Source organism: Lichenihabitans sp. PAMC28606, from assembly GCF_020616535.1.
GTDB lineage: Bacteria > Pseudomonadota > Alphaproteobacteria > Rhizobiales > Beijerinckiaceae > Lichenihabitans > Lichenihabitans psoromatis.
The window spans coordinates 3,783,731-3,799,872 of sequence record NZ_CP085136.1 but is presented as its reverse complement, the minus strand read 5'-3'; the positions used below and the strand labels follow the sequence as shown (position 1 = coordinate 3,799,872).

Genomic DNA, 16,142 nt, shown 5'->3' with positions numbered 1-16,142 from the left:
TTCCTCCCGTAACAGTTAGCCGGCCGCCGTCTTGCGATGCGAGGGCGCCACGACGTTGGCGATGACTTCACCGAACGGGCCAGCATTCTTGGCCGGCCCCCTGTCGCGACCGGTCGTTTTCTTCAGTGGCAATTTCGGAAAGACCAGTTCGGCAAAACGATAGCATTCCTCAAGATGTGGGTAGCCGGACAGAATGAAGCGATCGATCCCGAGCGCCATATACTCCTTGATGCGCTCGGCGACTTCGTCCGGATTACCGACCAGCGCCGTGCCGGCCCCGCCGCGCACGAGACCGACGCCGGCCCAGAGGTTCGGGCTCACCTCGAGCTTGTCGCGATTGCCGCCATGCAGCTTGGCCATGCGCTGCTGGCCGACCGAATCGTAACGCGAGAAAGTCTTCTGGGCGGACGCGATGGTCTCGTCGTCGACATGTTTGATGAGGTCCGCGGCCGCCGACCAGGCCTCTTCGGATGTTTCGCGCACGATCACGTGCAGGCGAATCCCATAGGAGAAAGTGCGACCGCGTGTGTCAGCGACGGCCTTGGCGGCACGTAGCTTATCGGCCACATCGGCAGGCGGCTCACCCCATGTCAGATAGGTATCGACGTGGTCGGCCGCGACCTGCATGCCGACGTCGGATGACCCGCCGAAATAGAGCGGCGGGTAAGGATCCTGCACGGGTGGATAGAGCAACTGCCCTTTTTCGATGCGAAGGTGCCGCCCCTCGAAACTGGTGTCCTCCATGCGGAGAAGCTGCCGGTAGATCGTCAAGAACTCGTCCGTGACCGCATAGCGATCCGCGTGGCTGCCGAAGATGCCGTCACCCTTGCCTTCGACTGGGTCGCCCCCGGTCACGACGTTGATGAGCAAGCGCCCATTCGAGATGCGGTCGAGCGTCGCGGTCATGCGGGCCGCGACGGCGGGTTCCTGCAGGCCGGGTCGAACCGCGACGAGAAAGCGGAGCCGCTCCGTCAGCGGCACCATGGCCGAGGCGATGACCCACGAATCCTCGCAGGAGCGGCCCGTCGGCAGCAACACACCGAAATAGCCAAGATCATCCGCTGCGCGGGCGATCTGGCCGAGATAGGCCAGCGAAACATGTCGCGCACCGACTTCGCTGCCGAGGTAGCGACCATCGCCATGGGTTGGCAGGAACCACAGGATGTCAGTTTCGGTGGCGGCGGGCGGCAGGTCGGATTGGAGGTCGGATTGGGTCATGGCATACTCACGAGCGATCGATCATCGTGTCTCGGACCGAGGCAGTCAGGTCGATCAGGGAAGCCGAAGGGCCGCAAAGCGCCCATGGCCGTAAACGAGCGGATCATGATTTGGGCCCTCGCCCAGCGTGACGGATTTGACCGCTCCGATGATGATCCCGTGACTGTGGCGTTCGATGATCTCGTCCACGGCGCAATCGATCACCGCGAGCGCCCCGCGGAGGCCGCTCGCGCCGCTGCCGAGCACATCCCAGTCGGCACCATCATAACGCGCCGCTCCTTTGAGGCCGTCTCGGCCGGCAAAGCGAGACGCCACATCCTCTTGATGAGCCGAGAGGATATTGACCGCGAAATGCCCGTGCTTCCGAATGATGGGCCAAGCCGATGCGGTTCTATTGACACAGATCAGCATGGTGGGCGGCTCCATCGACAAGGACGTCGCCGAGGTCACGGTCAATCCGGCCCGCTCGACGCCCGTACCGGCCGTGATGACGCAGACGCCGCCTGCCATGTGGCGCATGGCTTGCCGCAGCGCAAAGGAGTGATCGGTTTCAGGCATGTTGAGGACGTCTGACATGGGACACCAGAGTTGCGGCGACGGCGCGTGGCTTAGGCCGCTTTCAAAAGGCGTGCCGCCAGGGCGCGCGCGATAATCGATAGTGTATTGGCCCGCTGCTCAGCGAGCCGCAAGGGCGTGCGATCACGCGACATTGAAAGGCTCCCGTTGCAGAGCGCGGAACACGATCCGCGACGATGGAGCCTAACCTAATTGCGCCTGCTCTCTTAGTCCACCAAATTACTAGATTTATTCACCCTTGGTGGCTTGTGGCTTTGGTCAGCGCTTTCGCCCGCGCGCCTGTCGGAACCGCCGGCTTGATCGCCTTCGGGCGTCCCGACGGCCGTGTCGCCACCCAGATCAGGTGACGCGGACCGCGGTTGCGATGCCCTCGCACCGTCACTTCATCGACCTCGAAGCCGGTCTGGCGGAGGCGCTGCGTAAAGGCGCGGTCCGGCCCGGCGGACCAAACCGCGACGATGCCGCCCGGCCGCACCGCCGCAAAGGCATCGCGCAGTCCCGCATATCCGTAGAGGCTGTCGTTCGCCTGCCGGGTCAGTCCTTCAGGACCATTGTCGACATCGAGCAGAATCGCGTCATAGGCGCCGAGGCCGGCCCGCATGATGGCGCCGACGTCGGCCACATGGAGGGTGAGGCGCGGATCGTCGAGGCTCTCGCCGAACACGCTCGCCAGCGGCCCTTTCGCCCAGGTCACGACGGCAGGAACCAGTTCGGCCACCTCGACGCGCGCGGCGGGTCGGGCGAGATCCAGCACGGCGCGGAGCGTGAACCCCATTCCGAGGCCACCGATCAGAATGCGTGGTTTGGCGACCGTCTCGAGGTTGGCGCATCCGAGCCGCGCCAAAGCTTCCTCGGATCCGCGCATCCGCGTTCCCATCAGGTCGATCCGGTCGAGCTTGATCAGAAACTCGTCGCCGCGCTGCATGAGGCGCAATTCTGCGGCATCGCCCGGCACTTTGGCGGTCTCGAGCAGCGTCCACATCAGCATGGCGTCACTCCCGACTCCCGGATGGCCGACCCAGCATCAATTGGCTGGTGCGGGGCGACGTGCCAGCGTGATGGCGGGAACCAGAGCCGCAAAACCGACCGTCACGATCGCGACGACAAGCACGGCCAGGAACGTCAGATGCAACGAGTGCTCGAGCACGGCCCGGACCGAGGCATCCAGGCCAGCCGACGCGGCCGAACCGTCGAGAAGGCGGCGCAGATCCTCCGACGACACGCCGTTGGCCGAACCTGATCGGGCAAGACCGTAATTCAGCACCGCACCGAACACGGTCGCACCGAGCGTGCTGCCAAGGTTACGGGCAAAGATATTCGATGCGGTCGCGCTGCCGCGCTGCGACCAATCGACGATCTCTTGAATCAGCACCAGCGAAGTCGTGCTCAGCAGCCCCATCCCAAAGCCCATGATCAGCGATCCAATCCCCGCGACAACCGGCGAACTATTCGGACCAAGCGAGGCAAACACCACGGCACCGACGGGCATCAGCAAGCTGCCGGCCAAAAGCACCCGGCGGATCCCGAAACGGCCGAGGATCCGGGCCGCCAGCGTCGCGCCAATCGGCCAGCCGAGCACCATCATGGTCAGGGCGAAACCCGCCACCAGCGGCGACTGCTGCATGACGCCCTGCACATACATGGGCAGAAATGTCGTCAGCCCGATCAGCGCCATACCGGCCAGCAACGAGGCCCCATTCGCGGCCGCGATCGGGCGGCGCGCCCAGAGGTCGAGCGCGATCATCGGCTCTGGTGCCCGGCGTTCCTGCATGATGAAGAGGGTCGCGCTCACCACGAAAAGCGCTGTGACGAGGCTGGTCTGCAGCCATGGCGCCGTCGACACATCAGTCAATGCAATCATCATGGAGGCGATCGCGACCGTAAACAGGGCGGCCCCGGTATAGTCGATCGACCGACGATGGTCCCGGTCGATGTCCTCGTGGAGGTAGCGCACGAAGCCGACAGCGGCCAATAGCCCGAGCGGCACGTTGATCCAGAAGATCCAGGCCCAGGACGCATGCTGGATGATGAGACCGCCCGCAAGCGGCCCAACCACAGCCGAGATGGCCCAGACGCTGGCGAGATAGCCCTGAATCTTACCGCGCTCCTGCGCCGAATAAAGATCCCCAACCACCGTCATCCCGACCGGCTGGATCGCTCCGGCCCCGACACCCTGGATGAGACGAAAGACGATCATCGACGGCATCGACCAAGCGAAGCCGCAGAGCACCGATCCGACCAGAAAGACAGCGATCCCGGCCAGCAACACCGCCTTGCGACCGAAGAGATCGGATAATTTGCCGAACACGACCGTGGTGGCGGTCTGGGTCAACAGGAAGGCCGAAAAGACCCAACTGTAAAATTGCAATCCGCCGAGCTGGCCGACGATCTGCGGCATTGCGGTGGCCACGATCGTGGCTTCGATCGCGACCATGAACATGGCGGCCATGATCGAGGCAAGAACAAGCGGTCGATGGGTTTTGAGCTGAGACATACGCTCTCTTAGGTCGAGGGTCGGGCCGGGACAAGCAACAGGTTGATGCGACCGCGTCGCATCGCGCCTTCTCCCCTTGAGTCCATGAACGATCTCGCCGAAACCTGTGCACGACAAGCCGCAGACAGCAAAGTCGAAAAGACGGCAAACGTTCCGACCCTTTGAGGAAACGACACCATGTCCAGCATCGACGCTCTGAAACCCAGTGGTCCGAAAGCCAAGAGTCCCGCCACCATGAAGGGACCGGGCCTTTTTCTGGCGCAATTCGCCGGCGACGCTGCGCCGTTTAATTCCCTCGATGCGATCTGCGGTTGGGCCGCCGGCCTCGGCTACAAGGGCGTGCAAATCCCGACCTGGGATACCCGCCTCTTCGATCTCGAGAAAGCAGCAACCTCGAAAAGCTACGCGGACGACATCACCGGTCTCGTGGCGAGCCACGGGCTTTCGATCACGGAACTCTCGACCCATCTGCAGGGCCAGTTGGTCGCCGTGAACCCAGCCTTCGACGACGCGTTCGATGCCTTTGCGCCGGCCGCTGTGCGCGGCAACCCGTCGGCGCGTCAGGCGTGGGCCGTCGAACAAGTGAAACATGCCGCCAAGGCGTCTCGCCACCTTGGGCTGACCACTAGCGTGTCGTTCACCGGCGCGCTCGCCTGGCCTTTCGTCTATCCGTGGCCACAGCGTCCGGCTGGATTGATCGAGACGAGCTTCGCCGAACTCGCCCGCCGCTGGGTGCCGATCTTCAACGCCTATGACGAGGCCGGCTGCGACATCGGCTTCGAGCTCCATCCGGGCGAAGACGTCTTCGACGGTGTCACGTTCGAGATGTTCCTGGCGGCCGCCAACGATCATCCGAGATGCAACATCAATTACGATCCCTCGCACTTCCTGCTGCAGGGTCTCGACTATCTCAGCTTTATCGACATCTACCACGAGCGCATCAAGGCGTTTCACGTCAAGGATGCGGAATTCAACCCGACCGGCCGACAGGGCTTCTACTCCGGCTTTCAACCATGGATCGATCGGGCGGCGCGGTTTCGATCGTTGGGCGACGGACATGTCGATTTCTCGGGCATCTTCTCGAAAATGGCGCAATATGGCTATGAGAGCTGGGCGGTCCTCGAATGGGAATGTTGCCTCAAGCACCCAGAAGACGGCGCTCGCGAAGGCGCCGAGTTCATAGCGGCCCACATCATCCGGGTCACCGAACGCGCCTTCGACGATTTTGCCGGCACCGCGCCGGACGACGCGCGCAACCGACGCCTGTTGGGGATCGCGTGACGCCGGTCCTGACCGGGACCTTCGAACCGCGCTCACGCCGAGGCTGACATGGTTTAGCCAAAGCGATATGGCACGCGTGGAGTACCGGAATAAAACGTTTTGCCGGCAACCCACCCGGCTTCGGCCCGACAGTCGCATCCGAGAGGACCGTTATGACCCAGATGCCAAGACCACGATCCCCGCTGCAGGCCCGCGTCGGCGAGGTAACGCAGCGCATCATGGAGCGGAGCCGCGGTCCGCGTGCGCGCTATCTCGACCGGATCGATGCGGCCGCGGCAGCAGGACCGAAACGACAGGGTCTCGGTTGTGCCAATCAGGCGCATGGCTTCGCGGCCTGCGGGCCGGCCGATAAGGCCATGCTCCGCAGTGGCCACGGTGCCAATCTGGCGATCGTCACTGCCTATAACGACATGCTGTCGGCCCACCAGCCTTATGAAACCTACCCCGAGATGATCCGCGCGGCGGCGCGCGAGGCGGGCGGCGTCGCCCAGGTCGCAGGGGGCGTTCCGGCCATGTGCGACGGCGTCACACAAGGCGAGGACGGCATGGAATTGTCGCTGTTTTCGCGCGAGGTGATCGCGCTGTCGACGGCTGTCGCGCTCTCGCATCAAACCTTCGATTCGTCCGTCTATCTCGGGATCTGCGACAAGATCGTGCCAGGGCTCGTGATCGGCGCGCTGGCATTCGGCCATCTGCCGGCGGTGTTCATTCCGGCGGGACCGATGACATCGGGGCTGCCGAACGACGAAAAGTCGAAAATCCGGCAGTTATTCGCGGAGGGTAAGGTCAATCGCGACGCGCTGCTCGAGTCGGAAGCCGCCGCCTATCACGGCCCCGGCACGTGCACGTTCTATGGAACCGCCAATACCAATCAGATGATGATGGAGATCATGGGTCTCCACCTGCCCGGCGCCTCCTTCGTCAATCCGAACACGCCCTTACGCGACGCCTTGACCACCGCCGCCGCCAAGCGCGCCATGGAAATCACCGCGCTGGGCAACGCCTATACGCCGCTCGGCCGCATGCTCGACGAAAAAGCCTTCGTCAACAGCATCATCGGCCTGCATGCGACAGGCGGATCCACCAATCACACGCTGCATCTCGTCGCCATGGCGGCAGCGGCCGGCATTAAACTGACCTGGGACGACTTCTCCGATCTCGCCGAGGTGGTGCCGCTGTTGACCCGCGTCTATCCGAACGGGAAGGCCGACGTGAACCACTTCCATGCGGCAGGCGGCATGGCTGTCGTGATCGGCGAATTGCTCGATGCCGGCCTGCTGCACCCCGATGTCGCCACCGTCAATGGCGAGGGGCTCGACTCCTACACGCGCGAGCCGGTGCTCGGTCATGATGGTCACCTGACCTGGCGCGACGGAGCAGGCACAAGCGCGGACGAGACCGTGCTGCGCGGCGCGGCAGACCCCTTCGCCCCAACCGGCGGGTTGAAGATGCTGGCCGGCAACATCGGACGCGCCATCATCAAGACGTCGGCCATCAAGGCCGAACGCCATGCGATCGAAGCACCGGTTCGCATCTTCCACACGCAGGAGGAGCTGCAGAGCGCCTTCCGGGCTGGTGAATTGACGAGCGACATGATCGCGGTCGTGCGCTTCCAAGGCCCCAAAGCGAACGGGATGCCGGAGTTGCATAAGCTGATGCCGCCGCTTGGCGTGTTGCAGGACCGGGGCCTCAAGGTCGCCCTCGTCACCGACGGACGGCTCTCCGGCGCCTCCGGAAAGGTTCCGGCTGCGATCCACGTGACGCCGGAAGCGGCCGAAGGCGGCGATATCGCCAAGTTGCGCGACGGCGACATGCTGCGGGTCGATGCCGTGAGTGGCCGGCTCGATGTGCTGGTCGATGCCGCCGAATGGGCCGCCCGCCCGCTTGCGACAGCCGATCTCACGCCTTCTCACTTCGGCACCGGGCGAGAGTTATTCGCTCCGTTTCGAGCCGCGGTCGGGCCTGCCGATGGGGGCGCCAGCATCTTTGCGGCGCTTTGAGCGAAAGAAGAGCCCAAACATACTGGATTTTACGCAATGAAGCCCGTCGGTTGCGTTGACGGGCTTTTAGGCGCCCGATAACGTCCCGGCAGATCCAGAGGGGGCAACGTGCCCTCGTCGCGTCTCTCTCTGGTCGGTGTTCGGTGCGCGTGGCGATCGAATGCCGATGTGGAAGTCCGTGATGGTTCGTGCAATCTGAATTTGCCATCGACAGTTGCGTTTATTTCGCGTCTTCTTTGTTACAGAGAATGGCGGCGGTTCCCGTCAGCCGGACATATAGGAAAGGTGATCATGCCCACCACACCCAAGACCAAGGCTCCGGCCGAGAAGGCCGCTGCGGCAGCCCCGGCCAAAGAGACGAAGGCCACCAAGGCGAAGGCGGCGGCTCCCGCTGCCAAAAAGCCGGCCGCCGGCTTGATGAAGCCCGTTCAGCCGTCGAAGGAGCTTGGCGCCATCGTGGGTCACGAGCCGATGCCGCGGACCGAAGTGATCAGCAAGATCTGGGATCACATTCGCAAGCACAATTTGCAGAACCCGGAGAACAAGCGCGAAATTCTAGCCGACGACAAGCTGAAGGTCATTTTCGGCAAGGATAGCGCGACGATGTTCGAAATGAACAAGCTTCTCTCACCCCATCTCAAGTCTTAAGCCAACCTGAGGCTGGCTCGACAATCCTCACAGTCGTGCTGCCCACTGGGCACCAGGCGCGAGGGTGTGGCGAGATCAAAAAAAGGGCTGACCGGCTTGATACCGGTCAGCCCTTTCGTTTTGATCCGTCGGGCCAGGATATCATCCGAGCCTAGCGGGTTCGATCAATCGATAATGTCGACAATTCGGCGGCTGCGCGGGTCGACGATGACGGTCCGATCGTTCACGACCGCGTAGCGGTAGCGATGGTCGACACGGAATTCACCCGGGACCGGATAGAGAACGACACCGCGCGGCGGCAGGATAGCGCCGATCTGGACATCGCCATCTCGCCAGTCATAGGAGCGGCGATGCTGACGGGCGGTATAGTCGTGAAAACGCGGCCGATCGTCGGCTCCGAGGACGGCTCCGACGATGTTGCCAGCCGTACCGACCGCGCCGGTCGCTGCGCCGACACCGGCGCCGATGGCTCCGCCGACGATCCCACCGAGCGGGCCAGCCGCCGCATTCCCCTGATCGGCGCCATTCTGTGCACCGTTCACGGTGCCCTGAACGACTTGCGCCTGCGCGACGAGCGGAAGCGACACCGTCATGGCCACAAGAGCGGTGCTCAAAATTAATCTACGCATTCAATTCCCCTTTGGTTTGCCCGAGGGGAAATGTGCGGCGACGTCAAAGGGTTCCGTTCTTCGTTGGGATGCCTGGCTGTCCCGGCGTGATCGCGAGGGGAACGCTCCATCGCGACGGCTCGATCCGGTCCTCGCGCGGCGCAACGGCAAAGCGGGATCGATAAGCTCGGGACAAGGACGATGCAGATCCGAAACCGGTGGCGGCCGCAATCTGGATCACGCTCAAATCGGTCTGGCGTAACAGATGACGGGCGCGCAGCAACCGGAGGCCGAGATAATGGCGCGCCGGGGACGTCCCGGTCTGGCGGGCGAACAGCCGCTCGAATTGACGCGTCGACACCCCGCAGGCTCGCGCGAGACGTTGTTTGTCGATCGGCTCGTCGAGATGCCGCTCCATCGCCGCGACTGCCCGCCCGACCCGGTTCGCGCCATCCTCCACGATGGGGGCGAGGCGCTGATGGTCCTCCCGGCCCCTGATCCGCTCATGGATGAATTGCTGCTGGATCGCGATCGCGAGAGGCTCGCCATGGGTCGCGGCGATCCGGTCGAGCATCAGATCAATCGCGGCGGACCCACCGGCGCAGGTGGTTCGGCCACGTTCGCTGACATAAAGCGCGTCCTTGACCCTTATATGCGGAAATGACTCGCGAAACGCCGGCACCGCCTCCCAATGCATCGTCACGGCGACATCGTCGAGCAAGCGCGCCCGTGCCAGCAGAAAGGCGCCGGTATCCAGCGCTCCCATGGTGGAGCCGGCACGCGCCGCCTTCTGCAACAGGCGGATCACGTCCCGGCCTGCATGGCGCTCGGGCTCGAAACCGGCGCAGACGATCAGGATCGAGCAGGACGCCAGGGCGCTGAGCGGCGCCTCCACCATGATCCGCATGCCATTTGACGCTTCGACAGGACCACCATCCGCCGAATAGGCGCGCCACGCGAAGAGATCACGGTCCGACAAGCGATTGGCGACCCGGAGCGGTTCGACGGCCGACAAAAAGGCCAGCATTGAAAATTGGGGCACCAGCAGAAAGGCGATCTGCTCTGGCTCCCCCGTCACAACGTGTCGCGGGAAAAGCACTGCTCCCAGTCGCGCGTGCGGACCACGTCGCCGTCCTGCCGCACCGTCATGCTGCCGGTCAGGACGAAGGCATCGTGACCGGCCCGTAGCGACGTGACCGTCTCGATCGCGATCGACATGCCGTCGAGATCCATCACATAGGACTGGTCGAGCGTCGCGGTCGCTGACGTCGGGTCGTCGGCCGCGATCGTCAGACGACGCTTGAGGTCATGCGATAGCGACGTGCCGATCTCGTCCCAGCGCACCACGCCTTCACCGAAAAGCCCCCCCTGCCCGATCGTCTCGTAGGTCGCGACATTGTTCATCCGGTCGAGCGTGACGGTCCGGGCCAGAGCGCCGTCACTCAATTTGGTGTGCGGCGTCTGTGGCGTCGCTACGGGCGGCGGCAAAAGAAGCCTCTCGTCGGGAGCCAGCGTCCGCACGGGCAGCAGCAACGCGCTCGCCCCCGTCGCGATCGTCAGGGTGGCGGCGTCCCGCGAGGGCCAGACCAGCGGCCAATAGGCGGTCGAGACCGCGATGCGAATGCGGTGTCCCGGCGCAAAGCGATGGCCGCACATCTTCAGCCGAACCCGAAGGCGGGTCGCCTGCCCCGGCACCAGGGGGCGCGGCTCGGCCGAGCCGTCCCGATGCGCCAAGTTCAGCACGGCATAGCTGACCCGCAGCGATGACCCGTCCGGCGCGACGTCGCAGAGCCGCACCGCGATCTGGGCATGCGGCAGGTCCGACGACAGATCGAGCTCGAGATCCGGATTGCCGAGGACCTCGAGCGACCCGACCAACGGTTCCGTGTCGAACACCATGGACAAGCCGTCGTCCGGCCGCTGATCAGCGGCCATTTCGCCCGGCACGCCGGTACCCATCCATTCGCCGCAGGTAGTCCCGGTCCAAAGCGGCGAGCGGATCGACAGTGACGCATCTGCCTGATGCGTCGCCGCGCCGAGCGTCCCGGGTCCGAGGTGAAAGCGCCGCGTCTCGATGGCAGGGCTTGGCCAGACGGTCTCGCCGACGAAACGGCCCGGCGACGTGGGGCGGCTCGTCGCGGGCTGCTGATGCTCCTCGATATAGGCCCGCAGCATCGGCTCGTGCATCAAGCCGGTGTCGCGCCCCTTCAGCCAATGATCCCACCATCGGGTGGCCTCGCCGAGGAAATCGAACGCCGGGGTCGGCACTCCATCATGCGGATAGATATGCGCCCAGGGGCCGATCAGGCCGAGACGCGGGACGCTCAAGCCTTCGAGCAGACGTGGCACCGCATTGGTGTAGCTGTCGGCCCAGCCGCCGATCGCCAGCACCGGCACCGTGATGGCCGAGAAATCCTCGCAGATCGAGCCATGACGCCAGTAGGCGTCGCGCGTCGGGTGGGCCATCCAGAGCGCCGGCCAGAACGGCATGGAGACGAGCCGGTCCAACCAAGCGTCCCGCCACCCGGCCCCGACAATTGCCGGGTCCGGTGGCCGCGCCTGAAACGCCATCATGATGGTGCCCCACCATAGATTGTCGTTGAGCAGGCAGCCGCCCATATAGTGGATATCGTCGGCATAGCGGTCGTCTGTGGAATAGACCGTGATGATCGCCTTGAGGGCTGGCGGCCGCCGCGCCGCGATCTGCAGCGCGTTGAAGCCGCCCCAGGACTTGCCCATCAGCCCAACGCCGCCCTCGCACCACGGCTGCGCCGCGATCCAGGCGATCACCTCAAGGGCGTCGTCCTGCTCCTGCGCCGCATATTCATCGTGCAACAGACCATCCGACTCGCCCGAGCCGCGCATGTCCACGCGGATCGCCGCATAGCCGTGCGCCGCAAAGAAGCCGTGCATCGGCTCGTCCCGTCCGCGGGTCCCATCCCGCTTGCGATAGGGGATGTATTCGAGGATGGCTGGAACAGGGTATGCCCCGGCCGTCGCCGGCAACCACAGGCGTGCTGCGAGCCGGGTGCCGTCCCGCAGCGGGATCCACAGGTTCTCGGTGACGTCGACGTCGCTCGTCATGAATGCCGGCTCACGCCTCGATCCAGACCTTTTCGCCGAGCCGCTGCCCCATCAGGTCGAACATCGGATGCGGCCCCATACCCTTGACCTTGGCGGCCCCGGCTTCGAGGTAATCCATGAACATCGGGATCACGACGCCGCAATCGTCGGAGATCATCTTCTGCAAGTCGCCATACATCTGCTTGCGCTTGGCCTCGTCGAATTCCGTCCGGGCCGCGACGAGCAACTGGTCGAATTGCGGGTTCTTCCAATGCGTCTCGTTCCATTTCGCGTCGGATTTATACGCGATGGTCAACATCTGGTCGGCGGTCGGCCGACCTCCCCAATAGGAGACGCAGAACGGCGCTTTCAGCCAAACATTGTCCCAGTAGCCATCGGCTGGCTCGCGCTTGACCGTCATGTCGATACCAGCCTTGCCGCACGCGGCCTGATACAGGCTCGCCGCATCGATCGCGCCCGTAAAGGCCGCCTCCGATACCTGCAGCGTGACGGGCAGATCGGTCAGGCCGGCTTGCTTCAGGTAGAACTTCGACTTGTCGGGATCGTAGGAATGCTGCGGCAAGTCAGCATTGTAGAACCGATCCGTCTTCGGGATCGGTTGGTCATTGCCGATGACGCCGTAACCGTTCAGCACGGTGTCGATCATGCGCTTCCGGTCGACCCCGTATTTCATCGCGAGCCGCACGTTATTGTCGTCGAACGGCTTCACTTCGGTGTTCATCAGAAAGGTGGCGTGCTGTCCGGCCGGATTGCGGATCACCTGCAGACCCGCCTTCTTCTTCAGAAGGTCAACGGTCCGTGGGTTGAGGCGGCTGATGACGTCGACCTGCCCCGTGATCAACGCCGTCGTGCGGGCGCTGGTATCGTTGATGTCGATGATCTCGATCGAATCGACGTGGCCACGCCCCGCTTTCCAGTAGCCCTCGCGGCGCTTCGTGACGGAGCGGACGCCGGGCTCGAAGGTCTCGAGCGTATAACCGGCTGTGCCGACCGGCTTCATCCAATCGGTCCACCCGTTCGGCACCACCATCAGATGGTAATCGGACAGGATGAAGGGGAGATCGACGTTGCCGCTGCTGAGCGAAATCTGAACCTGGTTCGGGCTGAGTTTCTTGATGTCGGTCACATCGGCGATGACCGCCTTGGCGGCCGATTTCGTATCACCGCGATGCAGGTTCAGCGAATAGATGATGTCGTCGGCATCGAGCGTCTTGCCATTGGAGAAGGTCACGCCCTTGCGAATGTTGAAAATCCACTCGGTGGCGCCGGGTTTGGCCTCCCAACTTTCGAATAATTCGGGAATGGCCTTGTTGTGTTCGTCGATCTCGACCAGTCCATTCATAATCTGGTAGCCGAGGTTGACCGGCACCCAATCGGTCATGAAGCGCGGATCGAGACTGTCTGAGGTTGCGCCGCCCGACATGCCGATTTTCAGCGCTCCGCCCGTGACCGGCGTCGCATCCGCCGCAAATGCGCTGATCGGGAAGAGCGACCCCAGTGCCGCCACACCACCCAGAAGAGCGGCCCCGGTCAGAAACTCGCGACGATCGAGACCGCCTAACCATCCGCTGCTGCGCGACATCGTGCTTGCTCCCGGGCGAGGACTTGGCCCATGCGGCCCGCCTTTTTCTCACGCGATGCTAGGGCGTGAGTGCGGCAACCATAAAGCCGAAAGCGACATGTTCGAGACATTTCGCGACATGCTCACGCTATGGGCCATGTGGCTGATTTTTCACCCCGGCCCCAATGCCGGAGTGTCGCATTTCGTCGTGTCTGTGTCGTGATGTGTCACGGCTGGAGAGCGGTCCCGCGCCATGGTGACCGACGAATACGACCAAGAGAGAACGCCATGAACCACGATGTCTTCATCACCTGCGCGGTTACGGGCGCGGGCGATACCACGGGCCGCTCACCGCACGTTCCGGTCACGCCGGCCGCGATCGCAGAGGCGTGCGTCGAGGCCGCGCGCGCGGGAGCCGCTATCGCGCATATCCATGTTCGTGACCCCGCGACCGGCAGAGCGGCGCGCGACGTCCATCTCTATCGCGAGGTGGTCGAGCGCATCCGCGCATCCGGTGTCGACGTCATCTTGAATCTCACGGCCGGCATGGGCGGCGACGTCGTGTTCGGCGCAGGCGAGACCCCGCTGCCGCTTGCCGCCGGCACCGACATGGTCGGGCCAACCGAGCGCCTCGCCCACGTTGCCGAATTGCTGCCGGAAATCTGCACGCTCGATTGTGGCACCATGAACTTCTCGCTCGGCGACTACGTCATGACCAATACGCCATCCACGCTGCGCGCTATGGCGGCGCAGGTGAAGGCGCTCGGCGTCAAGCCCGAACTCGAGGTGTTTGATTTTGGCCATCTTGTCTTCGTGCATGACCTCATCAAGGAGGGGCTGCTCGACGGAACGCCGCTGATCCAGCTCTGCATGGGCATCCCCTACGGGGCGCCCGACGATCCATTGACCCTGATGGCCATGGCGCACCGACTGCCGAAGGAGGCCGTCTTCTCGGCCTTTTCGATCGGCCGCAACCAATTGCCTTACGTTGCGATGGCGGCGCTGGCCGGCGGCAACGTCCGGGTCGGGCTCGAAGACAACCTGTTCCTCGGCAAGGGAATGCTGGCCACCAATGGGGCGCTCGTCGAACGCGCCGGAACGATCCTGACCGCCATGGGCGCGCGGGTTCTCGGCCCGGCCGAGGTACGGGCCAAATTGAACCTGCGGCAGCCGACCTGATGGAGCATGACATGACCGGTATCAAGACCATCGGGCTCGTGGGCGGCGGCGTTATCGGCGCCGGTTGGGCCGCGCGTTTCCTCCTCAACGGCTTCGACGTAACCGTGTTCGATCCAGACCCGGACATCGCCCGCAAGCTGAACGAGGTGACGGCCAACGCTCGCCGCGCGCAGGCCAAGCTGATGTCGGGGCTGGCGCTCCCCGAGGGAACCCTGCGGGTCGCAGCCTCCATCGACGCCGCAGTGCGGGACGCCGATTTCGTCGTCGAGAGCCTGCCGGAGATCGAGGCCTTGAAGATCAAGGTCCTGGCCGAGATCGACGCGGCAGCTCGTCCAAGCGCCGTGATCGCATCCTCGACCTCGGGCCTGCTGCCGACGCGGCTGCAAAGCGGCATGGCGCATCCCGAGCGGCTGGTCGTCGGCCACCCGTTCAACCCCGTCTATTTGCTGCCATTGGTCGAAATCTGCGGTGGCGAGAAGACCACGCAGGCCACCAAGGATGTCGCCGCAGCGCTTTACGAGCGGATCGGGATGCGGCCGCTGCATGTCCGCAAAGAGATCGACGGCTTCATCGCCGACCGTCTGCTCGAGGCGCTGTGGCGCGAGGCCTTGTGGCTCGTCAACGACGGCATCGCCACGACCGAGGAAATCGACGACGCCGTGCGTTATGGCGCCGGCCTTCGCTGGTCGTTCATGGGCACGTTCCTGATCTATCGGCTGGCCGGTGGCGAGGCGGGCATGCGCCACTTCCTGGCACAATTCGGCCCAGCGCTGAAACTGCCCTGGACCAAGCTCGAAGCGCCGGAACTGACCCAAAAGCTGATCGACACGGTCTCGAACCAATCGGACCAACAAGCCGGCGGCGTGTCGATCCGCGACCTCGAACGCAAGCGCGACGATTGCCTCGTCTCGGTGCTGGGCGCTCTGCGGGCGCAGGATTTCGCCGCCGGTGCGGTCGTCAAGGCGCATGAAGCGCGGATCATGAGCCTGCTTGGCCCAGCCGCATCCGAACCCGAAACCGACGACAGCGCGCCCCTGTGCCTCTGGCGCGGCCGCGTGCTGTCCGAATGGATCGACTATAACGGTCACATGACGGAGAGCCGCTATCTTCAATGCTGCGCCGAAGCTAGCGACGCGCTGTTGCGGCGCATCGGCGTCGATGCGGCCTATCTGGCGTCGGGCCGCTCGTTCTTCACGGTCGAAACACACCTGATGCATCTCGGCCAAGCCAAACTCGACGAGGCGTTGCGGGTCGACACCCAGGTTCTCGGCGGCGATGCGAAGCGGTTGCATGTGTTTCATCGTCTGAGTCTCGACCGCGACGGCACCGTGATCGCGACCGCCGAACAGATGCTGCTGCATGTCGATACAGACGCCGAACGAGCCATCGCGGCCGACGGCGCTGTTCTGGCGGCCGTGGACCATCTGATCCGCGCGCATGCCGCCCTGCCCCGTCCCGAAAGCGCGGGACGCGCCGTTGGAGCGAAGCGCTGA

Annotated in this window: 13 protein-coding genes; 5 read left to right on the top strand and 8 right to left on the bottom strand. The window is 64.1% G+C overall.

Translation table 11 applies throughout. The features are described from left to right. Window positions 1-15 precede the first annotated feature (15 nt). From ssuD to LGH83_RS17875, 4 genes are all read right to left on the bottom strand, one after another. The gene (gene ssuD / locus LGH83_RS17890; RefSeq protein ID WP_227399794.1) at window positions 16-1,218 is read right to left on the bottom strand and encodes an FMNH2-dependent alkanesulfonate monooxygenase; all 1,203 of its coding nucleotides are present in this window, start codon (window positions 1,216-1,218) and stop codon (window positions 16-18) included. Window positions 1,219-1,272: 54 nt separating this feature from the next. Beyond that, window positions 1,273-1,794, bottom strand: coding sequence for a flavin reductase family protein (locus LGH83_RS17885; protein ID WP_131196945.1), 522 nt, complete (start codon window positions 1,792-1,794; stop codon window positions 1,273-1,275). A 232-nt stretch (window positions 1,795-2,026) separates the two neighbouring features. Continuing rightward, on the bottom strand, window positions 2,027-2,782 hold the full coding sequence (locus LGH83_RS17880; protein WP_227399793.1) for a spermidine synthase: 756 nt from the start codon (window positions 2,780-2,782) through the stop codon (window positions 2,027-2,029). A 36-nt stretch (window positions 2,783-2,818) separates the two neighbouring features. Further along, window positions 2,819-4,288: an MDR family MFS transporter gene (locus LGH83_RS17875; protein WP_227399792.1), complete on the bottom strand. Its 1,470-nt coding sequence runs from the start codon at window positions 4,286-4,288 to the stop codon at window positions 2,819-2,821. Between the two features lie 177 nt (window positions 4,289-4,465). On the opposite strand from LGH83_RS17875, the gene LGH83_RS17870 reads away from it, so the two are divergent. From LGH83_RS17870 to LGH83_RS17860, 3 genes are all read left to right on the top strand, one after another. Continuing rightward, the gene (locus LGH83_RS17870) at window positions 4,466-5,569 is read left to right on the top strand and encodes a sugar phosphate isomerase/epimerase family protein (protein WP_413771067.1); all 1,104 of its coding nucleotides are present in this window, start codon (window positions 4,466-4,468) and stop codon (window positions 5,567-5,569) included. 152 nt (window positions 5,570-5,721) lie between these two features. Continuing rightward, window positions 5,722-7,569: a phosphogluconate dehydratase gene (edd, locus tag LGH83_RS17865; protein ID WP_227399791.1), complete on the top strand. Its 1,848-nt coding sequence runs from the start codon at window positions 5,722-5,724 to the stop codon at window positions 7,567-7,569. 291 nt (window positions 7,570-7,860) lie between these two features. Continuing rightward, the gene (locus LGH83_RS17860; protein ID WP_227399790.1) at window positions 7,861-8,217 is read left to right on the top strand and encodes an SWIB/MDM2 domain-containing protein; all 357 of its coding nucleotides are present in this window, start codon (window positions 7,861-7,863) and stop codon (window positions 8,215-8,217) included. A gap of 164 nt (window positions 8,218-8,381) precedes the next feature. On the opposite strand, the gene LGH83_RS17855 is transcribed toward LGH83_RS17860, so the two are convergent. The 4 genes from LGH83_RS17855 to LGH83_RS17840 are packed head-to-tail and all read right to left on the bottom strand — an operon-like array spanning window position 8,382 to window position 13,491. Beyond that, window positions 8,382-8,846 carry a DUF1236 domain-containing protein gene (locus LGH83_RS17855; RefSeq protein WP_227399789.1) on the bottom strand — a complete coding sequence of 155 codons (465 nt, stop codon included), beginning with the start codon at window positions 8,844-8,846 and terminating at the stop codon, window positions 8,382-8,384. 43 nt (window positions 8,847-8,889) lie between these two features. After that, window positions 8,890-9,903 (bottom strand): GlxA family transcriptional regulator, encoded by a 1,014-nt coding sequence (locus LGH83_RS17850; protein WP_227399788.1) that lies wholly within the window; start codon window positions 9,901-9,903, stop codon window positions 8,890-8,892. Beyond that, window positions 9,900-11,909: a CocE/NonD family hydrolase gene (locus LGH83_RS17845; RefSeq protein WP_227399787.1), complete on the bottom strand. Its 2,010-nt coding sequence runs from the start codon at window positions 11,907-11,909 to the stop codon at window positions 9,900-9,902. The genes LGH83_RS17850 and LGH83_RS17845 overlap by 4 nt, the downstream gene beginning before the upstream one ends. 10 nt (window positions 11,910-11,919) lie before the next feature. Then, window positions 11,920-13,491 (bottom strand): ABC transporter substrate-binding protein, encoded by a 1,572-nt coding sequence (locus tag LGH83_RS17840; RefSeq protein WP_227399786.1) that lies wholly within the window; start codon window positions 13,489-13,491, stop codon window positions 11,920-11,922. Between the two features lie 267 nt (window positions 13,492-13,758). Between LGH83_RS17840 and LGH83_RS17835 the strand changes: the two genes are divergently transcribed. Together LGH83_RS17835 and LGH83_RS17830 are read left to right on the top strand one after the other, a co-directional pair. After that, window positions 13,759-14,649 carry a 3-keto-5-aminohexanoate cleavage protein gene (locus LGH83_RS17835; RefSeq protein WP_227399785.1) on the top strand — a complete coding sequence of 297 codons (891 nt, stop codon included), beginning with the start codon at window positions 13,759-13,761 and terminating at the stop codon, window positions 14,647-14,649. A gap of 11 nt (window positions 14,650-14,660) precedes the next feature. Further along, on the top strand, window positions 14,661-16,142 hold the full coding sequence (locus LGH83_RS17830) for a carnitine 3-dehydrogenase (protein ID WP_227399784.1): 1,482 nt from the start codon (window positions 14,661-14,663) through the stop codon (window positions 16,140-16,142).

Excerpts from the sequence above, each read along its gene's own strand:
- LGH83_RS17870 (WP_413771067.1), top strand. The coding sequence starts at position 4,466 with ATGTCCAGCATCGACGCTCTGAAACCCAGTGGTCCGAAAGCCAAGAGT.
- LGH83_RS17845 (WP_227399787.1), bottom strand. The coding sequence starts at position 11,909 with ATGACGAGCGACGTCGACGTCACCGAGAACCTGTGGATCCCGCTGCGG.
- LGH83_RS17855 (WP_227399789.1), bottom strand. The coding sequence starts at position 8,846 with ATGCGTAGATTAATTTTGAGCACCGCTCTTGTGGCCATGACGGTGTCG.
- LGH83_RS17880 (WP_227399793.1), bottom strand. The coding sequence starts at position 2,782 with ATGCTGATGTGGACGCTGCTCGAGACCGCCAAAGTGCCGGGCGATGCC.
- LGH83_RS17875 (WP_227399792.1), bottom strand. The coding sequence starts at position 4,288 with ATGTCTCAGCTCAAAACCCATCGACCGCTTGTTCTTGCCTCGATCATG.
- LGH83_RS17835 (WP_227399785.1), top strand. The coding sequence starts at position 13,759 with ATGAACCACGATGTCTTCATCACCTGCGCGGTTACGGGCGCGGGCGAT.
- edd (WP_227399791.1), top strand. The coding sequence starts at position 5,722 with ATGACCCAGATGCCAAGACCACGATCCCCGCTGCAGGCCCGCGTCGGC.
- LGH83_RS17840 (WP_227399786.1), bottom strand. The coding sequence starts at position 13,491 with ATGTCGCGCAGCAGCGGATGGTTAGGCGGTCTCGATCGTCGCGAGTTT.
- LGH83_RS17885 (WP_131196945.1), bottom strand. The coding sequence starts at position 1,794 with ATGTCAGACGTCCTCAACATGCCTGAAACCGATCACTCCTTTGCGCTG.
- LGH83_RS17860 (WP_227399790.1), top strand. The coding sequence starts at position 7,861 with ATGCCCACCACACCCAAGACCAAGGCTCCGGCCGAGAAGGCCGCTGCG.
- ssuD (WP_227399794.1), bottom strand. The coding sequence starts at position 1,218 with ATGACCCAATCCGACCTCCAATCCGACCTGCCGCCCGCCGCCACCGAA.
- LGH83_RS17830 (WP_227399784.1), top strand. The coding sequence starts at position 14,661 with ATGACCGGTATCAAGACCATCGGGCTCGTGGGCGGCGGCGTTATCGGC.